Source organism: Stenotrophomonas oahuensis (genome assembly GCF_031834595.1).
GTDB classification, from domain to species: Bacteria; Pseudomonadota; Gammaproteobacteria; order Xanthomonadales; family Xanthomonadaceae; genus Stenotrophomonas; species Stenotrophomonas oahuensis.
In genome coordinates, this window is sequence record NZ_CP115541.1 from 1911181 (window position 1) to 1936145 (window position 24965).

General features: G+C 66.5%; 18 protein-coding genes and 1 riboswitch. Of the genes, 8 read left to right on the forward strand and 10 right to left on the reverse strand.

All coding sequences use genetic code 11. The features are described from left to right. Positions 1-81 precede the first annotated feature (81 nt). Positions 82-2442: a TonB-dependent receptor gene (locus tag PDM29_RS08280; RefSeq protein ID WP_311193371.1), complete on the forward strand. Its 2361-nt coding sequence runs from the start codon at positions 82-84 to the stop codon at positions 2440-2442. Beyond that, entirely contained in the window at positions 2439-4553 is a 2115-nt protein-coding gene (locus tag PDM29_RS08285; protein WP_311193372.1) for a phosphocholine-specific phospholipase C, read from the forward strand. The genes PDM29_RS08280 and PDM29_RS08285 overlap by 4 nt, the downstream gene beginning before the upstream one ends. A 76-nt stretch (positions 4554-4629) precedes the next feature. Here PDM29_RS08285 and pnuC read toward each other — a convergent pair whose 3' ends face one another. The 4 genes from pnuC to PDM29_RS08305 form a co-directional block, all read right to left on the reverse strand. Then, positions 4630-5211, reverse strand: a complete 582-nt coding sequence (pnuC, locus tag PDM29_RS08290) for a nicotinamide riboside transporter PnuC (protein ID WP_311193373.1) — start codon at positions 5209-5211, stop codon at positions 4630-4632. After that, the gene (locus PDM29_RS08295; RefSeq protein WP_311193374.1) at positions 5208-7376 is read right to left on the reverse strand and encodes a TonB-dependent receptor; all 2169 of its coding nucleotides are present in this window, start codon (positions 7374-7376) and stop codon (positions 5208-5210) included. The genes pnuC and PDM29_RS08295 overlap by 4 nt, the downstream gene beginning before the upstream one ends. 68 nt (positions 7377-7444) lie before the next feature. Next, positions 7445-7540: riboswitch (TPP riboswitch) on the reverse strand. Positions 7541-7581: 41 nt separating this feature from the next. Continuing rightward, positions 7582-8712 (reverse strand): phosphotransferase enzyme family protein, encoded by a 1131-nt coding sequence (locus PDM29_RS08300; protein WP_311193375.1) that lies wholly within the window; start codon positions 8710-8712, stop codon positions 7582-7584. Then, positions 8709-9359, reverse strand: coding sequence for a response regulator (locus PDM29_RS08305; RefSeq protein ID WP_311193376.1), 651 nt, complete (start codon positions 9357-9359; stop codon positions 8709-8711). Before PDM29_RS08305 ends, PDM29_RS08300 begins: the two co-directional genes overlap by 4 nt. A 78-nt stretch (positions 9360-9437) precedes the next feature. Here PDM29_RS08305 and PDM29_RS08310 point away from each other — a divergent pair, with 78 nt between their 5' ends. Further along, positions 9438-13031, forward strand: a complete 3594-nt coding sequence (locus PDM29_RS08310; protein ID WP_311193377.1) for an ATP-binding protein — start codon at positions 9438-9440, stop codon at positions 13029-13031. A gap of 60 nt (positions 13032-13091) precedes the next feature. On the opposite strand, the gene PDM29_RS08315 is transcribed toward PDM29_RS08310, so the two are convergent. The 3 genes from PDM29_RS08315 to PDM29_RS08325 form a co-directional block, all read right to left on the reverse strand. Continuing rightward, a complete protein-coding gene (locus PDM29_RS08315; RefSeq protein ID WP_311193378.1) occupies positions 13092-13454 on the reverse strand; it encodes a c-type cytochrome in 363 nt (120 codons plus the stop codon). A gap of 11 nt (positions 13455-13465) precedes the next feature. Next, positions 13466-15142 carry an electron transfer flavoprotein-ubiquinone oxidoreductase gene (locus tag PDM29_RS08320; protein WP_311193379.1) on the reverse strand — a complete coding sequence of 559 codons (1677 nt, stop codon included), beginning with the start codon at positions 15140-15142 and terminating at the stop codon, positions 13466-13468. 154 nt (positions 15143-15296) lie between these two features. Further along, positions 15297-15791, reverse strand: a complete 495-nt coding sequence (locus PDM29_RS08325; protein WP_311193380.1) for a GNAT family N-acetyltransferase — start codon at positions 15789-15791, stop codon at positions 15297-15299. 119 nt (positions 15792-15910) lie between these two features. On the opposite strand from PDM29_RS08325, the gene PDM29_RS08330 reads away from it, so the two are divergent. Further along, positions 15911-17074 (forward strand): acyl-CoA dehydrogenase family protein, encoded by a 1164-nt coding sequence (locus tag PDM29_RS08330; protein ID WP_311193381.1) that lies wholly within the window; start codon positions 15911-15913, stop codon positions 17072-17074. Positions 17075-17145: 71 nt separating this feature from the next. Here the strand turns inward: PDM29_RS08330 and trmL are convergent, their stop codons facing one another. Then, positions 17146-17622, reverse strand: coding sequence for a tRNA (uridine(34)/cytosine(34)/5-carboxymethylaminomethyluridine(34)-2'-O)-methyltransferase TrmL (gene trmL / locus PDM29_RS08335; RefSeq protein ID WP_311193382.1), 477 nt, complete (start codon positions 17620-17622; stop codon positions 17146-17148). A gap of 160 nt (positions 17623-17782) precedes the next feature. After that, complete coding sequence (locus PDM29_RS08340) at positions 17783-18250, reverse strand: XAC0231 family protein (RefSeq protein WP_311193383.1); 468 nt, start codon at positions 18248-18250, stop codon at positions 17783-17785. Positions 18251-18613: 363 nt separating this feature from the next. On the opposite strand from PDM29_RS08340, the gene PDM29_RS08345 reads away from it, so the two are divergent. The 4 genes from PDM29_RS08345 (at position 18614) to PDM29_RS08360 (ending at position 23984) form a co-directional block, all read left to right on the forward strand. After that, complete coding sequence (locus PDM29_RS08345) at positions 18614-21457, forward strand: M16 family metallopeptidase (protein WP_311193384.1); 2844 nt, start codon at positions 18614-18616, stop codon at positions 21455-21457. Positions 21458-21584: 127 nt separating this feature from the next. After that, positions 21585-21902 carry a DUF4156 domain-containing protein gene (locus PDM29_RS08350; protein WP_282298501.1) on the forward strand — a complete coding sequence of 106 codons (318 nt, stop codon included), beginning with the start codon at positions 21585-21587 and terminating at the stop codon, positions 21900-21902. A gap of 113 nt (positions 21903-22015) precedes the next feature. After that, complete coding sequence (locus PDM29_RS08355; protein ID WP_125360856.1) at positions 22016-23032, forward strand: 3-oxoacyl-ACP synthase III; 1017 nt, start codon at positions 22016-22018, stop codon at positions 23030-23032. Positions 23033-23093: 61 nt separating this feature from the next. Next, on the forward strand, positions 23094-23984 hold the full coding sequence (locus tag PDM29_RS08360; RefSeq protein WP_311193385.1) for an alpha/beta fold hydrolase: 891 nt from the start codon (positions 23094-23096) through the stop codon (positions 23982-23984). Positions 23985-24080: 96 nt separating this feature from the next. On the opposite strand, the gene PDM29_RS08365 is transcribed toward PDM29_RS08360, so the two are convergent. Continuing rightward, entirely contained in the window at positions 24081-24950 is an 870-nt protein-coding gene (locus tag PDM29_RS08365) for a LysR family transcriptional regulator (protein WP_311193386.1), read from the reverse strand. Positions 24951-24965: the final 15 nt, after the last annotated feature.

Here is a 24965-nt window from a genome sequence, read left to right on the forward strand (position 1 = left end):
CAAACCGTTAACAGAATGTCATGTGGAGGTCACCCACGCTCCAGATACTCCGGCGCGTCTTCCATCCCCCACTGAGACCCCATGCGCATTGCCGGACGTGTTCCCCGCATCACCCTGCTGGCCCTGACCCTCACCGCCGCGCTGGATGTACTGGCGGCCGAGAATGCCCCTGCCGACGATGCGCGCACGCTGGACCAGGTGCAGGTGATCGGCCAGGCCACCAGCTACGCCAAGACCAGCGTCAGCCAGGAAACCCTGCAGCGCCAGCAGATCATCGGCAGCGTCAATGGCGCGCTCAATGAACTGCCCGGCGTGGTGGTCAGCGAAGCCGACGCCACCGGCTCGTCGGTGTGGGGCACTCAGATCAGCATGCGCGGCTTCGTCACCAACCGTGACACCCAGCAGATCGGCACCACCATCGACGGGCTGCCCAATGGCGGTTCTGGTTACGGCGGCGGCTCGCTGGCCAACCGCTACATCGACACCCTGGACCTGGAAACCATTGAAGTCAGCCAGGGTACCGCCGACATCTCCTCGCGCTCCAACGAGGCGCTGGGCGGCACCCTGAACTTCCTCACCAGTGACCCGCTCAGCGAACAGCGCCTGCGCATGGTGGTCGGTGCCGGCGACAACGACATGCGCAAGTACTACGTGCGCTACGACACTGGCGTGCTTGGCGGGCATACCCGGGCCTGGGTCAGTGCCTCGTCGGCACGGGTCAGCGACTGGATCGACGGCAGCGGCAAGACCAGCAACGACCACGTGGCCGCCAAGTTCATCACCGAGCTCGACCGCTGGACCCTGAGCGGCTATGCCTCGTACAACGACGCCGACGAGCCCGAGTACACCAGCGTCACCCCGGCCGCGTTCGCGACCAATCCCGGCCGCGATGGCCTGACCGGCACGCTCACGGGTATTCCGAACCTGGACCAGAACTACCGCTCCGGCTCGCGCGCGCTGCGCGAGAACACTTTCGCCTACCTGCGTGGTGCGTTCGACAGCGGCAATGGCTTCAAGGCCACCCTGAGCGGCTATGTGCACAAGATGGAAGGTCGGGGCGACTGGCTGCCGCCGTACCTGGTGCAGGCACGCAACGACGGTGCCGGCGCGCCGGAGTCGGAATTTCTGGGCAGCAGCACCACCTACGGTGGCAGCGCGCTGGGCCAGTTCTACTTCGTCAACCCCGACGGCAGCGCCGCGCAGATGATCGCCGGCTGCACGCCGCGCGCGGGTTTCAGCGCCGAGTACGACCCCAACTGCTATGCCGCCAATGTGCAGGGCGTGCAGTCCTATCGCCACACCCATTACGACAACGACCGCGCCGGCGTCACCGCGGATGTGGAGTGGACGCAGGAACTGGGTGCGGTGAACAACACCGTCCGCGCCGGCCTGTGGCTGGAAAAGTTCGACCGCACCGCCCGCCGCGACTGGCATCGCCTGCTCAACGTCGGCACCGACATCGGTTTCGACCAGCAGCCGTACTGGGTGCAGTTCGAGGACGACTACAGCACCGACGAGCAGATGTACTACGTGGAGGACGTGGCCCGCTTCGGTGCCTTCAGCGCCCGCGTCGGCGTGAAGCAGTTCTTTGTCGACCAGACCCGCCACCGCACCATCGGCGCGGCCGAGAACGTGCGCTCGGATTCGAAGTCCGATCCGCTGATCTCCGCTGGCGGCACCTGGACGCTGCCGGTGCAGGGCCTGGAAATGTTTGCCGGCTTCTCGCAGAACTTCGCTGCCATTCCCTCCGGCGTGCTGGGCGAAACCGATCCGCAGCGCTTTGCCCGGGTGGAACCGGAAACCGCCGACAACATCGAGCTCGGCCTGCGCATCAGCCGCTGGCCCTTGACCGGTGCGATCACCCTGTACAACATCAAGTTCGACAACCGCATCGTCTATCTGCCGGCGCGTCTGGCTGATGGCATCGACTATCTGGATGAAACCGATGGCGTGTACGAAAACTTCGGCGGCGTGGAAAGCAACGGTGTGGAGGCCGCACTCGGTTATGGCTGGGACAATGGCTGGCGCATCAACGGAGCCTACACCTACAACCGCTCCAAGTATCTGGGCAGCGGCAATGCTGACCGTGACGCCGCACTGGGCATCGTGGATGGCGCGCAGGTGATCGGCCAGCCGCGCCACATGCTGGTGATGGCGGCCGACTGGCAGGGCGAGAACTGGAACTTCGGTCTGTCCGGCCGCTACCTGGGCGAGCGCTATCTCAACGCATCCAACAGCGCGAAGCTGTCGTCGGCTACGGTGTTCAACGCCAACATCGGCTTCGACCTGCAGAGTCTGTCGCCGAAGCTGAAGGGCGTGGGCGCGAGCATCGTGGTCAATAACCTGACCGACCGTAAATATCTCGCCGGCGTGGATGGCAGCAATTCGGCCTTCATCGGCGCGCCGCGCACCGTCGGTTTCTCGGTACGGGTTGACCTGTGACCGACCTCGGTCGACGTCGATTGCTGCAGGGGGGCATCAGCGCCGGCATCGCCGCGCTGATGCCCAGCATCGCGCGTGCTGCGGCCATCGCGCCGGACGCGCGCACCCGCAGCCTGCAGGACCTGCAGCACATCGTGGTGTTCATGCAGGAGAACCGCTCCTTTGATCACTACTTCGGCACGCTGCCCGGCGTACGCGGCTTCGGTGACCGTTTCGTCGCGCCCGCCGCGCCACTGGCAGCGGGGCAGCCAGCGCGTACCCTGTGGTTGCAGCCCAACGCGGCCGGTACCCGCGGTATCGCACCGTTCCCACTGGACACGGCTGCGCAGTTTGGAGTGATGCGCGTGGAAGGCACACCGCATACCTGGCCCGATGCACAGCGCGCCTGGGATCATGGGCGCATGGCGCACTGGCCGGTGGCCAAGCAGGACCATGCGATGGGGTACTACCGCCGCGCCGACCTGCCGTTCCAGTTCGCGCTGGCCGAGGCGTTCACCGTCTGCGATGCCTACCACTGCGCCATGCAGGCCGGCACCAACCCAAACCGCCTGTTCCTGTGGACCGGGCACAACGACCCGCACGCGCGCCATGGTGGCCCGGCGGTAGCCAATTCGCACGACAACTTCCCGGAACTGGGCGGCAATCCGGACAGCTACACATGGGCCAGCTATGTGGAACAGCTGCAGCAGGCCGGCGTGGACTGGCGCATCTACCAGGACATGGCCGACAACTTCACCGACAACCCGCTTGCAGGGTTCGAGACCTTCCGCCAGGCCTGGCGCGGCGCGCCCGGTCACGATGCGCAACTGCGCGAGCGCGGGGTAAGCACGCGCGGATTGGCGCAGCTGCGTGAGGACGTGCTGGGCAATCGTCTGCCGCAGGTGAGTTTCATCATCGCCGATGCCGCCGGCAGCGAGCATCCCGGGCCGTCCAGCCCCGCGCAGGGCGCGGCGTATACCGCGCGCGTGCTGGATGCATTGACCGCGAACCCGGAAGTCTGGAGTCGCACCGCGTTGCTGCTGATGTTCGATGAGAACGATGGCTTCTTCGACCACATGCCGCCGCCGGCCCCGCCGTCGAAGGACGCCACGCGATCGGGCGGATGGGCCGGTGCCTCGTCCGTTTCTACCGACCGTGAATACCACCAGCATGCCTCGCCGGGCAACGAGAAAGCCGATCCGCCGGATCTGCGTGGACGGCCCTATGGGTTGGGCCCGCGCGTTCCGCTTTACGTCATTTCGCCGTGGAGCCGCGGTGGCTGGGTGGACTCGCAGGTCTACGACCACACCTCGGTCATCCGCCTGATCGAGCGTCGCTTCGGGGTGGCAGCACCGCAGCTCTCGCCGTGGCGGCGCGCGGTGTGTGGTGACCTTACCGCCGCATTTGATTTTTCGCGCACCGATGAGCGTCCGTTTGTGGGCACATTGCCGGCCACGGCTGAGACCGCCGCGCGGGCGGCTGCACTGCCCGGGCGTACCGTTCCGGAACTGCCGGCGGGTCTGGAGCCGGCCATCCAGGAGCCGGGCGTGCGTCCGCTGCGCGCATTGCCTTATCGGCCGCAGGTGGGGATGGATCGTGAAGGCGATGCGGTGCGGCTCGAAATGCGCTGCGAAGGGGCCGCTGCGGTGCTGCATGTGTATGACCGGCTGGACCTGGAGGCGATTCCACGTCGCTACACAGTGGCGCCGGGTGAGGTGTTGCAGGACGTGTGGCTGGTGGATGCGGAACGTGGCTACGACCTGTGGCTGCTGGGGCCGAATGGCTTCCATCGGCATTACCGGGGTGAGGCAGGTGTGGAACCGGTGCAGGTGGCGTTGACCCGGAGCGGGGGCGAACTCTTTCTGCGGTTGGACAACCCTGCCCGCAGTGCCATGAGCGTGGACGTACGACCGATGGCATACGCCGCGCACATGCCTACCCGACGTGTGGAGTTGCCGGCGCGTGGGCGGGCCGAGATACGCTGGCTCGCCACACCGACGTCGGGGTGGTATGACCTGGAGATCGCGCAGGCAGGTGCGTCGCAGCGGTTGGCGGGGCGGATGGAGGATGGGCGACCGGGGACGACCGATCCGGCAATGGGGACGCAGTCGATGGTGTTTCACCTGGAGTGACCGCTGAAGCAGTTTCGATCAAGGTCATGCGTTACCGGATGTTGCACCGTTCACGGCCGTCGTCTGTCGACCGACGCTACCGGGTCTGCGGCAACGGCACCTTCGCCGCCCGGCTCCACGCGCGCAGTCCCATCACCGCCAACCCGATGAACAACACATACAACCCGGCGGTCACATTCAACGACTTCACCACGTACATGCCCACGTACACCACATCGACCACGATCCACAGCCACCACGTGGCCACGTGACGCCTTGCCTGCCACCACTGCGCCACCAGACTCAACGCGGCCAGCATCGCATCCAGCCAGGGCAGCGCCGCATTGGTCCAGGTGTGCATCGCCGCACCCAGCAGCAGACCACCCAGCACCCCGACGCCCAGGTCGCGCAGCAGCTGCCGGCGTGACAATGGCGCGATGGTGATCTGCCCCTCGGTTGCCGCGGTACGCCGCCAGCTCAGCCAGCCATACAGCAGGAAGCAACCGAACGCGATCTGCAGCAGCGTGTCCGAGTAGAGTCGCGCCTCCGCGAACACCACCGCATACAGCGCCACCGCGACCAGCCCCACCGGCCACGCCAGCAGATGCCGGCGCGCCATCAGCCACACGCCGAGGATGCTGGCAGCGACCGCAGACCATTCGAGCACGGCCGGATTCATAGGCCGATCGTCACCGACAGGCGCGCCTGGCGCGGTGCACCGGCGAACAGGTAGTAGTCGCCGTCGGTGCTGCCGGTGTCACGCCAGTAGAAGTGGTCGAACAGATTGTCCACCGACAGATTCCACCTTACCGGGCGTTGGCCCAGGGTGTGCTGGAAGCGCAGCCCGGCATCGAACACGCTGTACGACGGCACCTTCACCTTGCCATCCACCGTGGCCACGTTCGCCGACGCGTAGCGCCAGCCCGCCCCCACCGCCAACCCTTCGACGAAGGGCAGTGCGTAATCCACGTGCACCGTGGCGCGACGCTTCGGCACGTTCACCAGCTGATGGCCCTCATAGGCCGGCGTGCCGGTGTCACGTGCACGCGCCTGCAGCACGCTGGCGCTGGCGGTGAGCGTCAGGCGCTCGCTGAGCTGGCCGTCGGCGCTCAACTCCAGCCCGGTGTGCACCTGGCGTCCGTCCTGCACGAAGGTGTAACCGGCCTCGCTGTCATCGGGCTGCGCGTACTGCAGGGGCAGGGACGTGCGGAACAGCGCCGCACCCAGGGTGAGCGCGTCGGTGCGGGCGAACTTCACCCCCACTTCGGTCTGGTGCGACTCCAGCGGCTGCAGCCAGCTGCCGCCGTTCTGGGTCCAGAACGGGGCTTCCTTGCCCAGCGAAAGGCCTTCCACATAACTGGCATACAGGCTGACCGCGTCATCCGGCTTGAACACCACCGCCGTCTGCGGCATGAACGTCGACAGCCGGCTGTGGCGCTCAGGCGTGCCGCGCTTGTCGTAGGCGCGCTCGTCCATGCGCACGTAACGGCCGCCGGCCAGCCACTGCCACTGGTCGGTGAAGCTCACCCGGTCCAGCACGAACGCCGAACGCTGCCAGCTGTCCAGCCGGCGCGCCGAGGCACCGGGCTGCAGCGGCGAAGGGTCGAACACCGGCACCTGCGGGTCATGGATGTTGGCAGTGCCGACGTACTCGTTGACGTTCTGGCGCTTGTCCACGGTGCGGTGGAAGGCATCCACGCCGAACGAAACCTCGTGCCGCACGCTGCCGGTGGCGAAACGCCCGCGCAGTTCGGCGCGCAGCTGCTGGTTCACCCGGGTGTCATCGGGGCTGCGGTAGTCGTAGATGTCGTAATCGCCATTGGGCGCGAAGTAATTGCCCGGCGTGCTGCCGTCGGCGCAGGCGTCGCTGTAGTAGCAGCCGTAGGCAAAGGCGACGTTGTCGTTGATCACCGTGCGGCTGTGGGCCACTGACGCGCGCGACTGCCAGTCCGGGGTGAAATCGAAGGTGTGCAGCGCGGTCAGGTTGGTGCTGGCGATGCCGACCGGCTGTACCCACGGCTGGTAGCCCAGCATCTTTTCGCGGTCCACGCCGCGCGGAACGCCGGTCGCGCCGAGCAGCTGGAAACCGGACGCCGAGCGTTGCGCGCTGGTCTGGTAGTTGGCATCTACTTCCAGCTTGCTGCGTTCGCTGATCCGCCAGTCGGTCGCCAGCGAATAGAAATTGCGGCGGCCGTCGGCATGCTCGATGTAGGAATTGCTGTCGTCCCAGGCCGCATTGAAGCGGATTCCAAAGGTCGGCGTCAGCCAATGGCCGACGTCCATCGCAGCGTAGCGGGAGCCTTCCGAGTCGGTGCCCAGGGTCAGGTTGCGCACCTCGGCCGTGCGCTTGCCCACGTAGTTGATCAGGCCGCCCGGGGCCATCACCCCGGCGGCGAGGCCGGCTTCACCCTTGAGTACTTCCACCTGGGCGATGTTCTCCAGCGCCAGGCGCTGCTCGCCGGCGATGGACAGCCCGTTGAAGCGATAGCCGGTGGCCAGGTCCAGCGCAAACCCGCGGATGGCCACGTTCTGGTAGTAGCCCACCGGGGCATAGCTGTCGCCCAGCGACGCGTCGTGCCGGGCCAGTTCGGACAACCCTCGCACCTGCAGGCGGTCCAGGTACTCGCTGCCCAGCACGTTGACCGAGGCGGGGGTGTCCTTCCAGCTGCCCACCCCGAAGCTGCTTGATGGCGGCGATTTCTTTGTCTGCTGGTGCGCCTGCACACGGATGCCGGCAAGGTCGGTGGGCGAGCGTTCGCCCGCGTCGGCAGCGGGTTCGCTGGCATGCAGCGGCAGGGCGGCACCGAGGGCGGCGGTCAACAGGGAAATGCGCAGGCGGTTCATTCGTTTCGTCATCAGCCAGAGGAGACGAAGCGAAGGCACGCACGCAACAATGCCCTGGACGGACACTGCGTGTGCTGCTCAAAGCTCCCTACGCCGGTGCAAACCGGATCAGGTTCCAAGGGACTCTCTCAGCCTGGCAGATCCAGGCACCCCCGCTTCAGCGGACATTTTCACACCAAACCGGCCGGAAACGCCAATCAGCGTCTCAGGCGGCGCTGCGAAGCGTGTCGAGCAGGGACCGACCGGTGGTGCTGGTGAACCAGTCGGCATGGCCGATCAGGAAGGTGTGGTACGCCACGTCGGCATTCGCCCGCGAACCGGTGATGGCGTCGAAGTACTCCACCTCCGAGAGGGCGAAATCAACGTGGACCACCGGCAGCAGGTCGACCAGCAGCGCCACCTGCGCCGCGCTCAACGGCCGCTGCTGGCGGTAGCCCTCGAGAAGGGCGAGCGCGGTGTCGGGGTAGCCCACGGGACCGCCGCTGGCCAGCCAATCCACCGCATTGCGTTCGATCGCCGTGGCGAGGTCGAACAGGGCACTGGTGCGGGCGGCCAGCCCGAAGTCGAACACCGTGCTGATGGACGCGGCTGCACCGTCGCCCTGCCACAGCAGGTTGGAAACATGCCAGTCGTTATGGCCCCAGCACGCGGCTTCGCCGGCATAGCGGTGGCCCAGTGCGGCATGCCATGGCAGGACCGCACGGGTCAGGTCGGCTTCCCAGGGCACGTCGGCCAGATACGCCGCCAGCCCCGGACGTGCACGCAGCTGGGAACGCAGCAAGGCGAGCAGATCAGGCGCGCGGATCAGGTCGTCACGCGCGACCAGTACATGGGTGTCGCGCTGCGCTGCGGTGTAGTCAACAGCGGCCTGGTGCAGCTGGGCCAGCATCGCCCCGACGGTGCGTGCGCGGCCGAGGTCGGTCAGCGGCGTCCACGACGGCATGTCGCGATAGAGGTCCGCCCCGACGCCTTCAGCATGCACTTCATAGGTCCACGCATCCCGCGCCAGCGCGGTGTGCCCGTCGAGGCCGGCCAGCACCTGCACCACGGGGACGCCGGCGGCGGCCAGATGGGCGATGAAGTGGTGTTCTTCCTCCAGCGCCGACGCACTGCGCACGCGCGCATGATGGCGTTTGACGAACACACGTCCCTGCGGACCCTGCACCAGCGCGGCAGCCGAGAACGGACGCGGGCTGTGCCAAAGCACCCGCGCGTGGCCTGCCAGCGCGGCGTGGCGCGTGCCCAGCCACGCCAGTTCTTCGTCTCCCAGTGCCGGCCAGTCGGCCTGGACGTGGTCGTTGTCCAGGCCCTGCACGCGGTGCTGCGGCGTGCTCAAAGCTTGCTGTCGCGCAGATAGTCGAACAGTTCGGCGTCGCCTTTCAGGCCCAGCTTGAGCATCGCATCGCCCTTCTGGCGGCTGATCGTGCTGACGCTCTTATGCAGATGCAGCGCGATTTCCTTCACCGTCTGCCCTGCACCGAGCAGACGCAGAACTTCCACCTCCTTGGGCGACAGCGTGCGGGTGTCTTTCTCGTCGACATCATGTGTGCCAATTGCGTCAATGCGTTCCTTCAGCGTGCGGCTCAGGTACGCCTGCTTGCGGTGCACGGCAAGTATCGCCTGCGGCAGCTCCTCCATCGAAGAGGCTTTGTCCACCAGCCCCTGCACGCCGGTGGAGACCACCATGCGCAGGATGGCCAGATTGTTGGCCACGCTGAGCAGTACCACTGGAAGGTCCGGGTAGTGCCGACGGATCATGCTGATCATGGCAAAACCGTCAGCCTGGTCGCCGCCCGGCATGGAGTAGTCGGTGACCAGTACGTCGCAGGGGTGTGCCTTGAGCATGTCCATCAACTCGCTGGCACTGCTGGCTTCAGCCACCACGATGCCGACGCCGTTCTTTTCGATGACGGAACTCGCCCCGATACGAACGACCGGGTGATCGTCGGCGATGATGATGCGCAGTAGCGGCGGTGAGGTCATGGGCTAGTATTGCCTGCAAGGCAGCGGCCCTTCGGGGCCCTTCGGGGTGTTGGAATCATTTTACGGAGATCAGACCGCATGCGTACCTCGGTTGTCCGCTGGCTGGTCGTGCTGGTTCTGCTGATCACTGCAAGTACCTCCGGCATGGCGGCGCCCGCTACCTTGCCAGCACCGGCGCTTTCGCCGCGCCAGGCCGAGTGGATCGAGCGCAACCCTACCATCTTACTGGGCCTGTACGACAGCGGCTGGCCGCCGTTTGAGTTCGTGCAGAACGGGCAGCCAAAAGGGCTCGGTTACGACTACCTGATGCTGCTGTCGCGCCAGTTGGGGCTGAACGTTCAGGTTCGTATGTATCGCGACTGGGCTGACGTACTCGACGCAGCCTGCCGCGGTGAAGTCGATGTCGTAATGAACATAGCGCTGACCCCGGGGCGCACCCGCTGCATGGTCTACACATCGCCGTATGCCGAAGCGCCGCTGGCGCTGGTGGGGCGCCCCGGTGACACCCGCGCGTCCGCCGACCCGGACCTGACCGGCCTGCGCGTGGTGACCGAACAGGAGTTCCTGACCAGCGAACAGATCCGCTCACGGTTCCCGGGCGCGCGCCGGGTCATCGCCGCGAACACCACCGCGGCGCTGAACATGGTCGCGCAGGGGCAGGCGGACGTGTACATCGGCAATGCACATGTCGCAAACGCCATCATCCGCGACCGCAAGCTGGAGGGCATCACCCTGCTGCGGCCCAGCGACCTCGCGCCCGAGCGCCTGCACTTCGGTGTGCCCAATGCCCGCCAACCGTTGGCCGAAGCACTGGACGCCGCGCTGACACGGCTGCCGGCCAGCCAGCGCGAGGCCATCGAAAAACGCTGGCTGACCCCGCTGCAGTGGTCCGCGCAGTCTCGCCTGGTGCTGGGTGAAGCCGAGCGTGGCGTGCTGGCCACGCCGTTGCGCATGGGCTTTGCACCGCATGCGGCACCGTTGTCGTTCATAGACGCTTCTGGTGAGCCGGCGGGTGTCGCAGGTGACTACCTGCGGCAGCTGCGCATGGTCGGTGCGCAGTTGAACCGCGTTCCTGCGCATGACTGGTTTGAAGTGCGTGACCAGATGCGGCGCGGCACCGTCGACGTGGTCATGGGCATGCCCAACGATGCGCACTACCTGGGCGACGACTGGGTGTTCAGCCAGCCCTTCATCAGCGTGCCGAACGTGGTGGTCACACCGAACAACAGCCGTTCGGTGCTCGGCCTGAGCGACCTGGATGGGCGCACCATCCTGCTGTCCGACCCTGACCGCCTGCGCGGCTACATCCTGCAGTACGCGCCCAAGGCCCGCATCGTGCCGGCGCGCAGCGTGGAACAGGCACTGGCGCGGCTGGCCAATGGAGACGCCGATGCCTATGTGGGCAACCTGGCCATGGCCGACCGGGTGATCCGCGAGCTGTACCCGGCCCGGCTGCATGTGGCGGCACCGGCCGGCTTCAGCGACCAGCTGTCGCTGGCGGTGAAGCGGCAGTACGCGCCGCTGGCCACCACCTTCGACCGGGTGCTGACCAACCTCACCCCGCGCGAGCATGCGGCGATCCGGGGTGACTGGCTGCTGGCCGAGTACCGCGCGGGACTGGACTGGCGGTCGATCGCGCGCTGGGCCGTGCCGCTGTCGCTGGTGCTGCTGACCGGCATGATCGTGCATGGCTGGGGCTACCTGCGTCTGCGCCGTGAAGTGTCCATGCGCCGTGGCCTGGAGAAGCGCCTGGAGGAGATCACCGACAACCTGCCAGCCATCGTGTACCAGGCCCGTCGCGAACATGATGGCCGGGTGACCTTCCCGTACATCACCGGTGACCTGAACTCGATGTTCGGGGTCAGCACCGTGGAAGTGATGCGTGACGACACCCTGCTGGAAGCGCAGATCGACGCGCGCGACCGCGACGCCATCCACGAGGCGATGACGCATGCGGCACGCAACTTCACCCCGATGGATATCGAGTTCCGCACCAGTCCGCATGGCGTAGTGCGCTGGGTGCGGACGCGCGCGCTGCCGTACGCGGCCGCGGATGGGGCGGTGCTGTGGAGTGGTTACTGGGTGGATGTGACCGAGGCCCGTGCCCAGGCCGATGCCCTGGCGGCGGCCAAGTCCGATGCCGAACGCGCGACCGCGGCCAAGTCGAACTTCCTGGCGACCATGAGCCACGAAATCCGCACGCCGATGAGCGGTGTGCTGGGCATGGTGGAAGCACTGTCGCATACCGACCTGGATGGCGAGCAGCGACGCATCATCGGCGTCATTGAAGACTCCGCACAGATGCTGCGGCAGATTCTGGATGACATTCTGGACTACTCGCGGATCGAGGCCGGCGCGTTGCCGCTGGAACCGCAGCCGGTGGCGCTGCGCAGCCTGCTCGACAACGTGCAGCAGCTGCTGTCACCGCAGGCCTCCAGCAAGGGCCTGGACCTCAGCCTGCAGGTTGACCCGGAGGTCGCGCCGCAGCACCTGGTGGATGGCATGCGCCTGCGCCAGGTGGTGTTCAACCTGCTCAGCAATGCCATCAAGTTCACCAACGAGGGCGCGGTGAGCATCGCGCTGACGGTTGAACGCTCGGACGAGATGGCGCAGACCCTGCGTCTGACCGTGGCCGATACCGGCATCGGCATTTCCGCCGAGCAGCGCCAGCGTCTGTTCAAGCCCTTTGCCCAGGCCGATGTGGCGATCACCCGCCACTATGGCGGCACGGGTCTGGGGTTGAGCATCTGCCAACGACTGGTGGGGCTGATGCGCGGCCGGCTGGACATGCACAGCGAACCTGGCCAGGGCACCCGTGTGGACGTGGTGCTGAGCCTGCCGCGTGTACCGGGCGAGGATGCCGGCCAGGATGCCGCGCACGGTGCCGCTGATGTGCAGCCGTTGCCGTCGGGGCAGGCACGGCGGCGTGTGCTGGTGGTTGAAGACCACCCCACCAACCAGGCCCTGATGCGCTGGCGGTTGCAGCAGCTCGGCCTGCAGCATGAGCTGGCGGTGGACGGCGAGGCGGCGTTGGCGCTGCTGGCGTCCTCCAGTTTCGACCTGGTGATCACCGACTGCCGCATGCCGGTGATGGACGGCTACACCCTGACCCGGCGCATCCGCGAGCAGGAACGGGGCACCGGCCGCCATCTGCCCGTGCTGGCACTGACGGCCAGCGCACTGGCCGAGGACCTGCAGCGCTGCCGCGAAGCGGGCATGGATGACCTGCTGGCCAAGCCGGTGGCGCTGGCCACGCTGCGCAGGGCCCTGCGCCGCTGGCTGCCCACCGACCCCGGCGATGAAGCCCCAACCGCCGCCGATCTCGCTCCGGCCGATGCCGACACACCTGCGCCGCTGCCGACGCGTGAGGCCATCGTGCAACGGTTCGGGTCCGAGCACGTGGCCAATGTACTGATCGAAAGCATGCGCAAGGCCACTGGCGAGGACCTGCAGCGGGGTCTGCTGGCGCGCGAGCAGGAAGACAGCAACACCGCGGTCGAAGTGCTGCACCGGATTGTCGGTGGGTTGGGCACGTTGGGCGCGGAGGCGCTGGCCATGCAGGCGCGCGCGCTGATGCAGCAGATCCAGAACGAGGGTGTGGCGGCGTGTGCGGCGGACATCGGCGCGTTCGAGCTGGCGCTGGAGTCCTACCTGAAGAGCCTGGACCCGTAGGGACGCGCCATGCGCGTCCATGCCGTAGCCGACTGGGTCGCAGACGCGCATGGCGCGTCTCTACGGGTGGTTGCCTTTCAGATACTCGATCACCAGCTTCCGCCGCTCCGGATCGGCGGTGGAATTGACCATCCGCGAATCCGGCACCACGCTCGCGGGCGAACGCAGAAACGCATCCAGCGTCTGCTCACTCCACACCAGGTTCGCGCGGCGCATCGCCGGTGAATACGGATAGTCGGAAAGACTGCCGGCGCGACGACCGATCACCCCGTGCAGGTTCGGGCCGAAGCGGTGCACGCCGCCCGCGTTCACCGTATGGCATCCACCGCAGATCGCAAACGCACGTTCGCGCTCGCGTTGCCGCGCCTGTTCCGGCGTCTGCGGTGCGGCCGTGCATGCACTGAGCAGCACGACCGCCAACACGGCCAGCGTTCTCACATCGACGGGTAGTTGGGACCGCCGCCGCCCTGCGGGGTCACCCACACAATGTTCTGGGTGGGGTCCTTGATGTCGCAGGTTTTGCAGTGCACGCAGTTCTGCGCGTTGATCTGCAGCTGTTCCTGGCCTTCGCTGCCGACGAACTCGTACACGCCCGCCGGGCAGTAACGCGCTTCCGGGCCAGCGTACTCGGCCAGGTTGACCCGCACCGGAATGCTGGCGTCCTTCAGCGTGAGGTGGCTGGGCTGGTCTTCCTCGTGATTGGTGCTGCTCAGGAACACCGAGCTGAGCCGGTCGAAGGTCAGCACGTTGTCCGGCTTCGGATACGTGATGCGGGTGTGCTGCGATGCCGGTTCCAGGCATTCGTGGTCCGGCTTGTTGTGACCGATCGTCCACGGCGGATTGCGGATGCCCAGCTTCGGCAGCAGCCACTGTTCAATGCCGGTCATCAACGTGGCCACGGTGCGGCCCTTCTTGAACCACTGCTTGAAGTTCTTCGACAGCTTCAGTTCGTCATGCAGCCAGCTCTGGTCGAACGCTTCCGGGTAGGCGCTCAGTTCATCGCGCTGGCGGTCGGCGACCAGCGCATCGAACGCGGCATCCGCGGCCAGCATGCCGGTCTTGATTGCCGCGTGGCTGCCCTTTATTCGGCTGGCGTTGAGGTAACCGGCTTCGCAGCCGACCAGCGCACCGCCCGGGAACACCGTCTTCGGCAACGAGAACAGGCCGCCGGCGGTGATCGCGCGTGCGCCGTAGCCGATGCGCTTGCCGCCTTCCAGGTGCTTGCGGATCGACGGATGGGTCTTGAAACGCTGGAACTCCTCGAACGGGCTCATCCACGGGTTCTTGTAATCCAGCCCCACCACGAAGCCCACGGCGACCTTGCCGCCTTCGGCGTGGTACAGGAACGAGCCACCGTAGGTGTCGCTGTCCAGCGGCCAGCCGGCGGTGTGCACCACCAGGCCTGGCTCATGCTTGGCCGGGTCGATCTGCCACAGTTCCTTGATGCCGATGCCGTAGGACTGCGGGTCCTTGCCGGCGTCCAGCTGGTAACGCGTGATCAGCTGGCGGCCGAGGTGGCCGCGCGAGCCTTCGGCGAAGATCGTGTACTTCGCGTGCAGTTCCATGCCGCGTTCGAAGTTCGGGCCGTGGCTGCCATCCTTGCGGATGCCCATGTCGCCGGTGGCCACGCCCATCACTGCGCCGTTCTCGTCATACAGCACTTCGGCGGCGGCAAAGCCGGGGAAGATCGCCACTTCCAGCGCTTCGGCCTGCTGCGCCAGCCAGCGGGTGACCTCGCCAAGGCTGACGATGTAGTTGCCCTGGTTGTGGAAGCATTCCGGCAGGAACGCATGCGGGGTGCTGCGCGCGCCGTCCGGGCTGAGGAACAGGAACTCGTCGCGGGTGACGGCCTGTTTCAGCGGCGCGCCGCGCTCGGCCCAGTCCGGGAACAGCTCGGTCAGTGCGCGCGGGTCCATGATCGCGCCGGACAGGATGTGCGCGCCGGGCTCGGATCCCTTTTCCAGCACGCAGACCGACAGTTCGCGGCCGGCTTCGATGGCGCGCTGGCGCAGGCGGATGGCCGTGGCCAGGCCGGCGGGGCCGGCTCCGACGATCACCACGTCAAATTCCATGGCTTCGCGCGGGGGCAGGGCGGTGGTTTCTTCGCTCATGGTGGTGCGTAACTCGTTGGGTAGTGCCAGCGGCCAAGGCCGGGGGCGGTTGCCTGGGAATGCAGTTCAGTACGTCAGGGTACCGGGAGCGGGCGTTTACGCCTAGTTCGCCGACGTTGCCAAAGGTTTGAGGGATGAATGGTGCGGTGCCGCATTACCCGCCAAATGCACCGTGATACCGCACATCAGCATCCGGCCATTCCCCTTGCAGCAACACCGTCTGGAAGTACTCCGCCGGCACCCCGGGCAAACGCAGCCGTGGATCGGCCCGGAACCCGAAGCGCCCGTAGTACGCCGGATCCCCCAGCAGCACGCAGCCGGCTGCCCCGCGCTCCTGCAGCGCCGCCAGCGCGGCCCGCATCAATGCGCTGCCTACGCCCCGACCCTGCTGCGTCGGGGCCACCGAGATAGGCCCCAGTCCATACCAGCCCCGGCTGCCATCACTGAGCGTGACCGGCGACAGCGCGACATGGCCGATCAATTCATCCGCTTCCTCGGCCACCAGCGACACCGACAGCGCGCCGGCCGCGCGCAATGCGTCAATGACGTCCTGCTCGGTCCCATCACGGTGCGGCGCATTGGCAAATGCCTCGCGGGTCAGTGCGTGAATGGCGGCGGCATCGGTCGCGCGCTCGGGGCGGATCTGCATGGCGGACGGCTCTGCGACGGAATGTCGCCATTGTAGGCCCGTGCTGCGCCGTGCCTTGGCCGGGTGGCGCTGAGCGCGGACAATGGCCGCCTCTGCTGCTCCTTTCCTGCCAGGTAGCCATGTCCCTGAATCCATATGACCTGTTCGATGTCCGTTCCCTGCTCAGCGAAGAGGAACGCGCGGTACAGGCCAGCGTGGCCCGTTTCACCGATGAGCGGGTGCTGCCCATCATTGGTGACGCCTTCGACCAGGGCCGGTTCCCGGATGAGCTGATCCCGGAGATCGCCTCGCTTGGGCTGCTGGGTTGCACCCTGCCGGAACAGTACGGCGGTGGCGGCCTCAACGCGGTCAGCTACGGGTTGATCTGCCAGGAACTGGAACGCGGTGACTCGGGCCTGCGCAGCTTCGTGTCGGTGCAGAGCTCGCTGTGCATGTACCCGATCTTCGCCTATGGCAGCGAAGAGCAGCGCCTGCGCTGGCTGCCGGACATGGCCGCCGGCAAGGTGATCGGTTGCTTCGGGCTGACCGAGGCGCATGGCGGTTCGGACCCGGCGGCCATGAAGACCCGCGCGGTGCGCGATGGCGGCGACTGGCTGGTCAATGGCAGCAAGATGTGGATCACCAGCGGCCCGGTGGCCGACATCGCCATCGTCTGGGCCCACACGGATGACGGCATCCAGGGTTTCGTATTGGAAAAGGGCATGCCGGGCTTCACCACCCAGGAGATCAAGCACAAGATGAGCCTGCGCGCCTCGCTGACCGGCGCGCTGTTCTTCGACAACGTGCGCGTGCCCGAGCGCAACCGCCTGCCGAACGTGCAGGGCCTGAAGGGGCCGTTGGGCTGTCTGACCCAGGCGCGTTACGGGATCAGCTGGGGCCCGATCGGCGCTGCAGTGGCCTGCCTGGATGAAGCGCTGGGCTACACCAAGGAACGGGTGCTGTTCGGCCGGCCGGTGGCGGCCACGCAGAGCGCGCAGATCAAGCTGGCCGACATGGCGCGGCGGATCACCAGCGCGCAGCTGCTGGCATTGCAGCTGGGGCGGTTGAAGGATGCCGGCCAGATGCAGCCGCAGCAGGTGAGCCTGGCCAAGTGGAACAACTGCCGCATGGCCATCGATATCGCCCGCGATTGCCGCGACCTGCTGGGCGGGGCGGGCATCACCACCGAACACGTGGCGATACGGCATGCGCTGAACCTGGAATCGGTGATTACCTACGAGGGCACCGAAACCGTGCACCAGCTGGTGATCGGCCGCGAGCTGACCGGCATCAACGCGTTCTGACGTTTTACACGGCACGACCAACGGTCGTGCCCTACCGGCTCGGTAGGTATCGACCGTTGGTCGCTACGCTGTTACACGCCGCCGGCAAACCCGTTCTGCCGCCACGCCTCGTACATCACCACGGCTACCGTGTTGGACAGGTTGAGGCTGCGATTATCCGGGCGCATCGGCAGACGCAGCCGACGCCCGTGCGGCAGCGCGTCCAGCACATCCTGCGGCAGGCCGCGGGTCTCCGGGCCGAACAGAAAGGCGTCGCCGTCTTCGAACTGCTGGGTGTCATAGCGCACGCTGCCACGGGTACTGAGGGCGAACAGGCGCTTGGGGGCAATGCGCTGCAGGGCGGTGTCCAGGTCTGGATGCACCAGCAGTCGTGCGTATTCGTGATAGTCCAGGCCGGCGCGCTTGAGCTGCTTGTCGCTCAGGTCGAAACCGAGCGGTTCAATCAGGTGCAGCTGCGCGCCGGTGTTGGCGCAGAGGCGGATCACATTGCCGGTGTTCGGGGGAATTTCCGGCTGGAACAACACAACATGGAACTGAGGAGAGGTCATGGCCAAAGTGTACGCCGCGACGTCTCACTGCTGGTACCGACCGAACCGCTGGATCACGGCCGGTAGGTACCGCAAGGATCGGCTTGCCGGTCCTAACGTCGCTTGCCGACGGCCCGAAGGGTGGCCGCCGAAGGCGGTCATACCGTTGGTCGGTACGCTGTTACGGACGGACCAGCACCGAAGCCGCATCGACTGCAAAGGCCTGCAGGTCGCTCGGCGTCGGGCGCACCTGCAGGGTCGGCAGGCTGATGATCACTTCGTTGGCGACGGCGGTGGCCGCAGCAGCGAAGGTGCCCATGTAGTCGCGGTGGCTGTCCTGCTCGGCGGCCAGCGCTTCACGCTGTTCGGCGGTGGGACGCACTTCGACGGCGGCCAGGGTGGTCACGCGACGGCTGTCGGCCAGTTCCTGGCGGTACTCGGCGATCTGGCCGGCGGTGGGACGCACTTCCACCAGCGCCAGGGTCGGGATCGGGCTGTTGCGTTCCCATTCGGCCTGGGCCAGCTGGTCGGCGGAGGGACGGACCTGGACGGTTTCCAGGGTGGGGATGGCGGAAGCGGCATGCACGTTCGAAACAAACGCGGAGCCGGCAGCGATGGCGATGGCAATTGCGATGGTCTTGGTGTTCATGACGGGCCTGTTTAGTGTTGGTGAGCAGTGGTGTGGTAGTAAGGTAGTACACCGAATCTGGGCTTGCAAGAGAAATTTTCGATTTCGGTGTTTTGTTCAGCGATCAGTCAGTTTGTGTTTGATCGCCTTCTGTCCGCACGGAGATCAAAGCAGGACCCGTGCCAACTTTTTGCCATTGATTTACAAGGGTTTTTCGCCTGAATCGCAGTGTCCGCTGTCCGGACACCTGTCCGATATGCAAGCCAGGACTGTCCGGACGCCGCGATGTGACGTGCCCTGAGAGCGGCAATGACTGTTGGCCGATGCCAGATTCAGTGGGGGCGGGCTAGGATCGGCCTCCACTTTCACGACCAAGGACCCGGAATGACCCTGCACCTTCGACCGCGTGGCGCACTGCTTGCTGTTGCGCTCTCTGCCGCCCTGGGCACGCTGGCCCCGGCACCGGTGCTGGCCAAGCCGGCACAGACGGCCAAGGTCGACATTCCGTTCGAGGAGTTCACCCTGCCCAACGGCCTGCGCGTGGTGGTGCACACCGACCGCAAGGCCCCGATCGTGGCGGTGAACATCTGGTACCACGTAGGCAGCAAGGACGAGCCCGCCGGCCGCACCGGTTTCGCGCACCTGTTTGAACACCTGATGTTCCAGCGCAGCGAAAACCATGACGGCGAGTACTTCGAACCGTTCAAGCAGGTCGGCGTGACCGGTCAGAACGGCACCACCAATACCGACCGCACCAATTACTTCGAGAACGTGCCCACCACCGCGCTGGACATGGCGCTGTGGATGGAGTCCGACCGTATGGGCCACCTGCTGGGTGCCATCGACCAGGCGGCGCTGGATGAGCAGCGCGGCGTGGTCCAGAACGAAAAGCGCCAGGGCGAGAACCAGCCCTATGGCCAGGTCTGGGAAAAGCTCAACCGCGCGCTGTACCCGGCCGGGCACCCGTATCACCACAGCGTGATCGGCTCGATGAACGACCTCAATGCCGCCTCGCTGGATGACGTGAAAACCTGGTTCCGCACCTGGTACGGCCCCAACAACGCGGTGCTGGTGCTGGCTGGCGACATTGACGTGGCCACCGCCAAGGAAAAGGTCGCACGCTACTTCGGCGACATTCCGGCCGGCCCGAGCATGGCCCAGCCGAAGGTGGACGTGGCCAAGCGCGAAAAATCCACCCGCGAGACCATGACCGACAAGGTGCCGCAGGCGCGCATCTACCGCGCCTGGAATGTTGCCGAAGTGGGCACCACCGACATCGATCAGCTGCAGCTGTTCGCGCAGGTGCTGGGTGGGGCCAAGGCCTCGCGCCTGGACCAGCGCCTGCTGCACCAGGACAAGCTGGTCGACAACGTCAGCGCCGGGGCCTACAGCTCACAGCTGGGCTCCAACTTCATGATCATGGCCACGGTGAAGCAGGGCGTGGACCCGGCCAAGGTCGAAGCCATCATCGATGAGGAAGTGCGCAAGCTGATCAAGGACGGCCCCACCGCCGCCGAACTCTCGCGCGGCAAGACCGCCTTCCGCGCCGGCTTCATCCGCGGCATCGAACGCATTGGTGGCTTCGGCGGCAAGGCCGACGCGCTGGCCGAGTGCACTGTGTATGAAGGCGACCCGGGCTGCTTCCGCCGTTCGCTGAAGGTGATCAATGACGCCACCGCGGCCGACGTGCGCGGCATCGGTGCCAAGTGGCTGGGCCCGGGCGACCACACCCTGGTGGTGGAGCCGGGTGCGCGCGTGGCTCTGGCCGAGGAACCCTCGGCCACGCCCAAGCCGTTCAACGTGCCGGCGGTGGACCCGAAGTTCAGCACCCTGCCGAGCCAGGTCGACCGCAGCAGCGGCGTGCCGCAGACCAAGCAGTTCCCGGAACTGAAGTTCCCGCAGTTGCACCGCGCCACCCTGAAGAACGGCACCCAGGTGATCCTGGCCGAACGCCACGACATTCCGGTGGTGCAGTTCAGCTATGAGTTCCCGGGCGGCTTCACCGCCGACCAGGGACGCAAGTCCGGCACCGCCAACTTCACCATGGACCTGATGGGCGAAGGTGCGGGCAAGCTGGGCGCGCTGGCCTTCGCCGACGCCGCCGACATGCTGGGAGCCAGCATGGGCGCAAGTGCCTCGCTGGACAGCGCCAGCGTGTACCTGTCCGCACTGAAGGAAAACCTGGCCCCGTCGCTGGCCCTGTATGCCGACATGCTGCGCAGCCCGCGCTTCGAGCAGGGCGAGATCGACCGGGTCAAGGCGACCTGGATTGCTGGCATCCAGCAGGAGAAGGTGAATCCCAACGCCGTCGCCATGCGCGTGCTGCCGCCGCTGCTGTACGGCAAGGGCCATCCGTACGCGATTCCGTTCACCGGCAGCGGCCGCGAGGCTGACATCCAGTCGCTGACCCGCCAGGACCTGGTCGACTTCCACCGCGACTGGCTGCGCCCGGAGCAGGGCACCCTGATCGTGGTGGGCGACACCACCTTGAAAGAAATCGTGCCGCTGCTGGAACGCCAGCTGGGTGACTGGAAGAGCACCGGCCCGGCCCCGCAGGTGAAGGCCACCGTGGACGTGGCGCGCCCCGCCAAGGGCCGCGTGTTCCTGATCGACCAGCCCGGTGCGGTCCAGGCCAACCTGTTCGCCGGCCAGGTGGTGCCTTCCACCCTGGATGCCGGGGCAACCCGCTTCGACATCGCCAACGGCGTGCTCGGCGGCGACTTCACCTCGCGCCTGAACATGAACCTGCGTGAAGAGAAGCACTGGTCGTATGGGGCCCGCAGCAGCGCCAGCAGCACCCTGGGCCAGCGCCCGTGGATGGCGATGGCCCCGGTACAGATCGACAAGACCGGCGAGGCCATGGCCGAAATGCGTCGTGAGATCGCCGATTTCGCCAGCGGTACCGAGGCGATCACCGCACCGGAAGTGACCCGCATCCGCAACATCCAGACCCTCAGCCTGCCCGGGGCCTATGAAACCGCCAGCGCGGTGATGGGCACCATCAGCGGCATCGTCCGCTACCAGCGCCCGGACGACTATGTGTTCAAGCGCAAGGCCGAGATCGAGGCGATGACCCCGGCCCAGGTGCAGCAGGCCGCCGCCACGCTGGATCCCAATGCCCTGACCTGGGTGGTGGTGGGTGACCTGAAGCAGACCGAAAAAGAGGTGCGCGCGCTGAACCTGGGCGAGGTCACCGTCATCGACGCAGACGGCAATCCGGTGAAATAAACCGCAGGGAGAGGTAGTGCCGGCCGCTGGCCGGCAACCTCATCCCCCCTCACCGTCCCGCCCCATCCACCCCCGATTCAGCCCATTCAGGCAAAATCCCCCCATGACCCACCCGAGCATCCCCGCCATGCGCCTCCTGCTCCTCTCCGCCCTCACCCTGACCGCCACCGCCTGCACCTGGGTGCCGATCGAACCCAGCGGCAAGACCGTGCGCGTGCTGCCCGCCGGCCAGGTCCCGTCGGGCTGCCAGCAGCGCGGCGAAGTCGTGGTCACGGTCAAGAGCAAGGTCGGCTTCTACAACCGCAACCCCCTGCGCGTGCAGGAAGAACTGGAAACCCTGGCCCGCAACGAGGCCCCCAGCGCCCAGGCCAATGCCATCCAGGCCGCCGCCGCGCCGGCCGACGGCAGCCAGCGCTTCCTGGCCTTCCAGTGCCCGCCGCGCTGACGCATTCAGCCCCACGCCCGGACCATACGCCCGGGCGTGAATTCGTAAAGATGCGGTGAAAGCCGCTGGGGCTTACAATAGCGCCCCCTTCGCCTGAGCCTTGGCGCTAACTGATGCTCTTCAAGAATGTCTCGATCGCCGGTCTGGCGCACATCGACGCGCCGCATACGCTGACGTCGAAGGAAATCAACGAACGCCTGCAGCCGACGCTGGATCGTCTGGGCATCCGCACCGACGTGCTCGGCGATATCGCCGGCATCCATGCCCGCCGCCTGTGGGACGCCGACATGCTGGCCTCCGACGCCGCCACCCTGGCCGGCCGCAAGGCGCTGGAAGACGCCGGCATCGGTGCCGACAAGATCGGCCTGCTGGTCAACACCTCGGTCAGCCGCGACTACCTGGAGCCGTCCACGGCCAGCATCGTCTCGGGCAACCTGGGCGTCAGCGACCAGTGCATGACCTTCGACGTCGCCAATGCCTGCCTGGCCTTCATCAACGGCATGGACATCGCCGCCCGCATGCTGGAACGCGGCGAGATCGACTACGCGCTGATCGTCGACGGCGAAACCGCCAACCTGGTGTACGAGAAGACGCTCGAGCGCATGGCCCTGCCGGGCGTGACCGCCGACGACTTCCGTAACGAGATGGCCGCGCTGACCCTGGGCTGCGGTGCCGCTGCCATGGTCATGGCGCGCAGCGAGCTGGTGCCGGATGCCCCGCGTTACCGCGGCGGTGTCACCCGCTCGGCCACCGAGTGGAACCAGCTGTGCCGCGGCAACCTGGACCGCATGGTCACCGACACCCGCATGCTGCTGATCGAAGGCATCAAGCTGGCCCAGAAGACCTTCATGGCCGCCCGCGAAGCGCTGGGTTGGGCCGTGGAAGAGCTGGACCAGTTCGTGATCCACCAGGTCAGCCAGCCGCACACCGCGGCCTTCATCAAGAACTTCGGCATCGACCCGAAGAAGGTGATGACCATCTTCGGCGAGCACGGCAACATTGGTCCGGCCTCGGTGCCGATCGTGCTGAGCAAGCTCAAGCAGCTGGGCAAGCTGAAGAAGGGCGACCGCATCGCCCTGCTCGGCATCGGCTCGGGCCTGAACTGCTCGATGGCCGAAGTGGTCTGGTAAAACGACACTTCAGTTGATTCCAAGGGCCGGTACTTCCGGCCCTTTTTACAGGTGCGATCTGATGTCCCAGCTTCCCGGTTACCCCGCCCATCCGCAGCGTTTCGAAGTCCGCCCCGGCCTGTCGATGAGCTATCTCGACGAAGGTCCGCGTGACGGCGAAGTCGTGGTGATGGTGCACGGCAACCCGTCGTGGAGCTATTACTGGCGCACGCTGGTTGCGGGTCTGTCGGACAAGTACCGCTGCATCGTGCCCGACCATATCGGCATGGGGCTGTCGGACAAGCCCGATGACAGCCGCTACGAATACACCCTGCAGTCGCGCGTGGAGGACCTGGATGCCCTGCTCAAGCACCTGGGGATCACGGGCCCGATCACCCTGGCTGTGCACGACTGGGGCGGCATGATCGGCTTCGGGTGGGCGCTGTCGCACCATGCGCAGGTCAAGCGCCTGGTGGTGCTCAACACCGCCGCCTTCCCGATGCCGGCGGCCAAGAAGATGCCGTGGCAGATCGCGCTGGGCCGGCACTGGAAGATCGGCGAGTGGATCATCCGCACCTTCAACGCGTTCTCCAGCGGTGCGTCGTGGCTGGGCGTGGAGCGCAAGATGCCGGCGGATGTACGCCGCGCGTATGTGTCGCCGTACAACAGCTACGCCAACCGGATCAGCACGATCCGCTTCATGCAGGACATTCCGCTGAGCCCGGCCGACAAGGCTTGGTCGCTGCTGGAGCGTGCCGGCCAGGCACTGCCCTCGTTCGCCGACCGTCCGGCGTTCATCGGTTGGGGTCTGCGCGACTTCGTGTTCGATCATCACTTCCTGAAGGGTTTCCAGGCCGCGCTGCCGCAGGCGCAGGTGCATGCGTTTGAAGATGCCGGGCACTATGTGCTGGAAGACAAGCACGAAGTGCTGGTGCCGGAGATCCGCGCGTTCCTGGATGGCAATCCGCTGTAACCGGTGTGACGACCAACGGTCGTCACCTACCGATAAGGTTCAACGATTGCATTGGCGGATGGTGATCCTCCGCTGGTAGGTGACGACCGTTGGTCGTCACCCGACGCACGCGATCAAATGCGGCAACGCAGGGTTCAAATTCCCTACCCGCCAGAACACCACCTGCTGCACCCGTGGCGCGTCCTTCAACGCTACGAACACCACCCCCGGCACGCCCAGCCGGCGCAATGACGCCGGTACCAGCGCCACCCCCAGCCCTTCGCCTACCAGGCTGACGATGCTCTGCTGCAGCTGGACCTCCAGCCGGATCTGCGGGCGCAGGCCTTCGCGCGCAAAACAGGCGTCAATCGCTTCCCGCAAGGTCGGCACTACATCGGCCGGTGCGGTGATCAGCGCCTCATCCGCCAGCTGCGCCACCTGCAGCTGACGCCGCCGCGCCAGCGGGTGCGCGGCCGGCAGTGCCACACACAGCGGCTCCTCGAACAGCGGCTGCAGCGCCAGGCCATGCAGTTCGGCAGGTGCAAAGCCAATCCCCGCATCCAGCTCGCCCTCGCGCACGCCCTGCAGCAAGGCCAGTGGCAATGCCTCGCGCAGGCGCAGCTGCACCTGCGGGTGCGCGGCAATGAAGCGCCGGGCCAGCGGCGGCACTGAGCTGTGCGCCGCATGCATCATGAAGCCCACGCGCAGCTCGCCCAGTTCACCGGCGGCCACCTGCTGCGCGCTGCGGCAGGCCTGTTGCAGCCCGACCAGCACGTCGCGCGCATCCTGGGCGAAGCGCGTGCCGGCGGTAGTGAGCCGCACGTGGCGAGAGTCGCGCTCCAGCAGGGTTACCCCGAGCGCCTTCTCCAGCCCGGCGATCTGCCGGCTCAGCGGCGGCTGGGTCATGTGCAGACGTTCAGCGGCCTTCCCGAAATGCAGGGTGTCAGCCACGGCCAGGAAACACTGCAGGGCGCGAATGTCGATCATGCACAAAGAGTATCG

Bases quoted from the DNA above. Each gene is read 5' to 3' on its own strand.
- PDM29_RS08280 (WP_311193371.1), top strand. From the start codon at position 82: ATGCGCATTGCCGGACGTGTTCCCCGCATCACCCTGCTGGCCCTGACC.
- PDM29_RS08340 (WP_311193383.1), bottom strand. From the start codon at position 18,250: ATGAACACCAAGACCATCGCAATTGCCATCGCCATCGCTGCCGGCTCC.
- pnuC (WP_311193373.1), bottom strand. From the start codon at position 5,211: ATGAATCCGGCCGTGCTCGAATGGTCTGCGGTCGCTGCCAGCATCCTC.
- PDM29_RS08295 (WP_311193374.1), bottom strand. From the start codon at position 7,376: ATGAACCGCCTGCGCATTTCCCTGTTGACCGCCGCCCTCGGTGCCGCC.
- PDM29_RS08325 (WP_311193380.1), bottom strand. From the start codon at position 15,791: ATGCAGATCCGCCCCGAGCGCGCGACCGATGCCGCCGCCATTCACGCA.
- PDM29_RS08355 (WP_125360856.1), top strand. From the start codon at position 22,016: ATGCTCTTCAAGAATGTCTCGATCGCCGGTCTGGCGCACATCGACGCG.
- PDM29_RS08345 (WP_311193384.1), top strand. From the start codon at position 18,614: ATGACCCTGCACCTTCGACCGCGTGGCGCACTGCTTGCTGTTGCGCTC.
- PDM29_RS08310 (WP_311193377.1), top strand. From the start codon at position 9,438: ATGCGTACCTCGGTTGTCCGCTGGCTGGTCGTGCTGGTTCTGCTGATC.
- PDM29_RS08360 (WP_311193385.1), top strand. From the start codon at position 23,094: ATGTCCCAGCTTCCCGGTTACCCCGCCCATCCGCAGCGTTTCGAAGTC.
- PDM29_RS08305 (WP_311193376.1), bottom strand. From the start codon at position 9,359: ATGACCTCACCGCCGCTACTGCGCATCATCATCGCCGACGATCACCCG.
- PDM29_RS08320 (WP_311193379.1), bottom strand. From the start codon at position 15,142: ATGAGCGAAGAAACCACCGCCCTGCCCCCGCGCGAAGCCATGGAATTT.
- trmL (WP_311193382.1), bottom strand. From the start codon at position 17,622: ATGACCTCTCCTCAGTTCCATGTTGTGTTGTTCCAGCCGGAAATTCCC.
- PDM29_RS08365 (WP_311193386.1), bottom strand. From the start codon at position 24,950: ATGATCGACATTCGCGCCCTGCAGTGTTTCCTGGCCGTGGCTGACACC.
- PDM29_RS08330 (WP_311193381.1), top strand. From the start codon at position 15,911: ATGTCCCTGAATCCATATGACCTGTTCGATGTCCGTTCCCTGCTCAGC.
- PDM29_RS08350 (WP_282298501.1), top strand. From the start codon at position 21,585: ATGCGCCTCCTGCTCCTCTCCGCCCTCACCCTGACCGCCACCGCCTGC.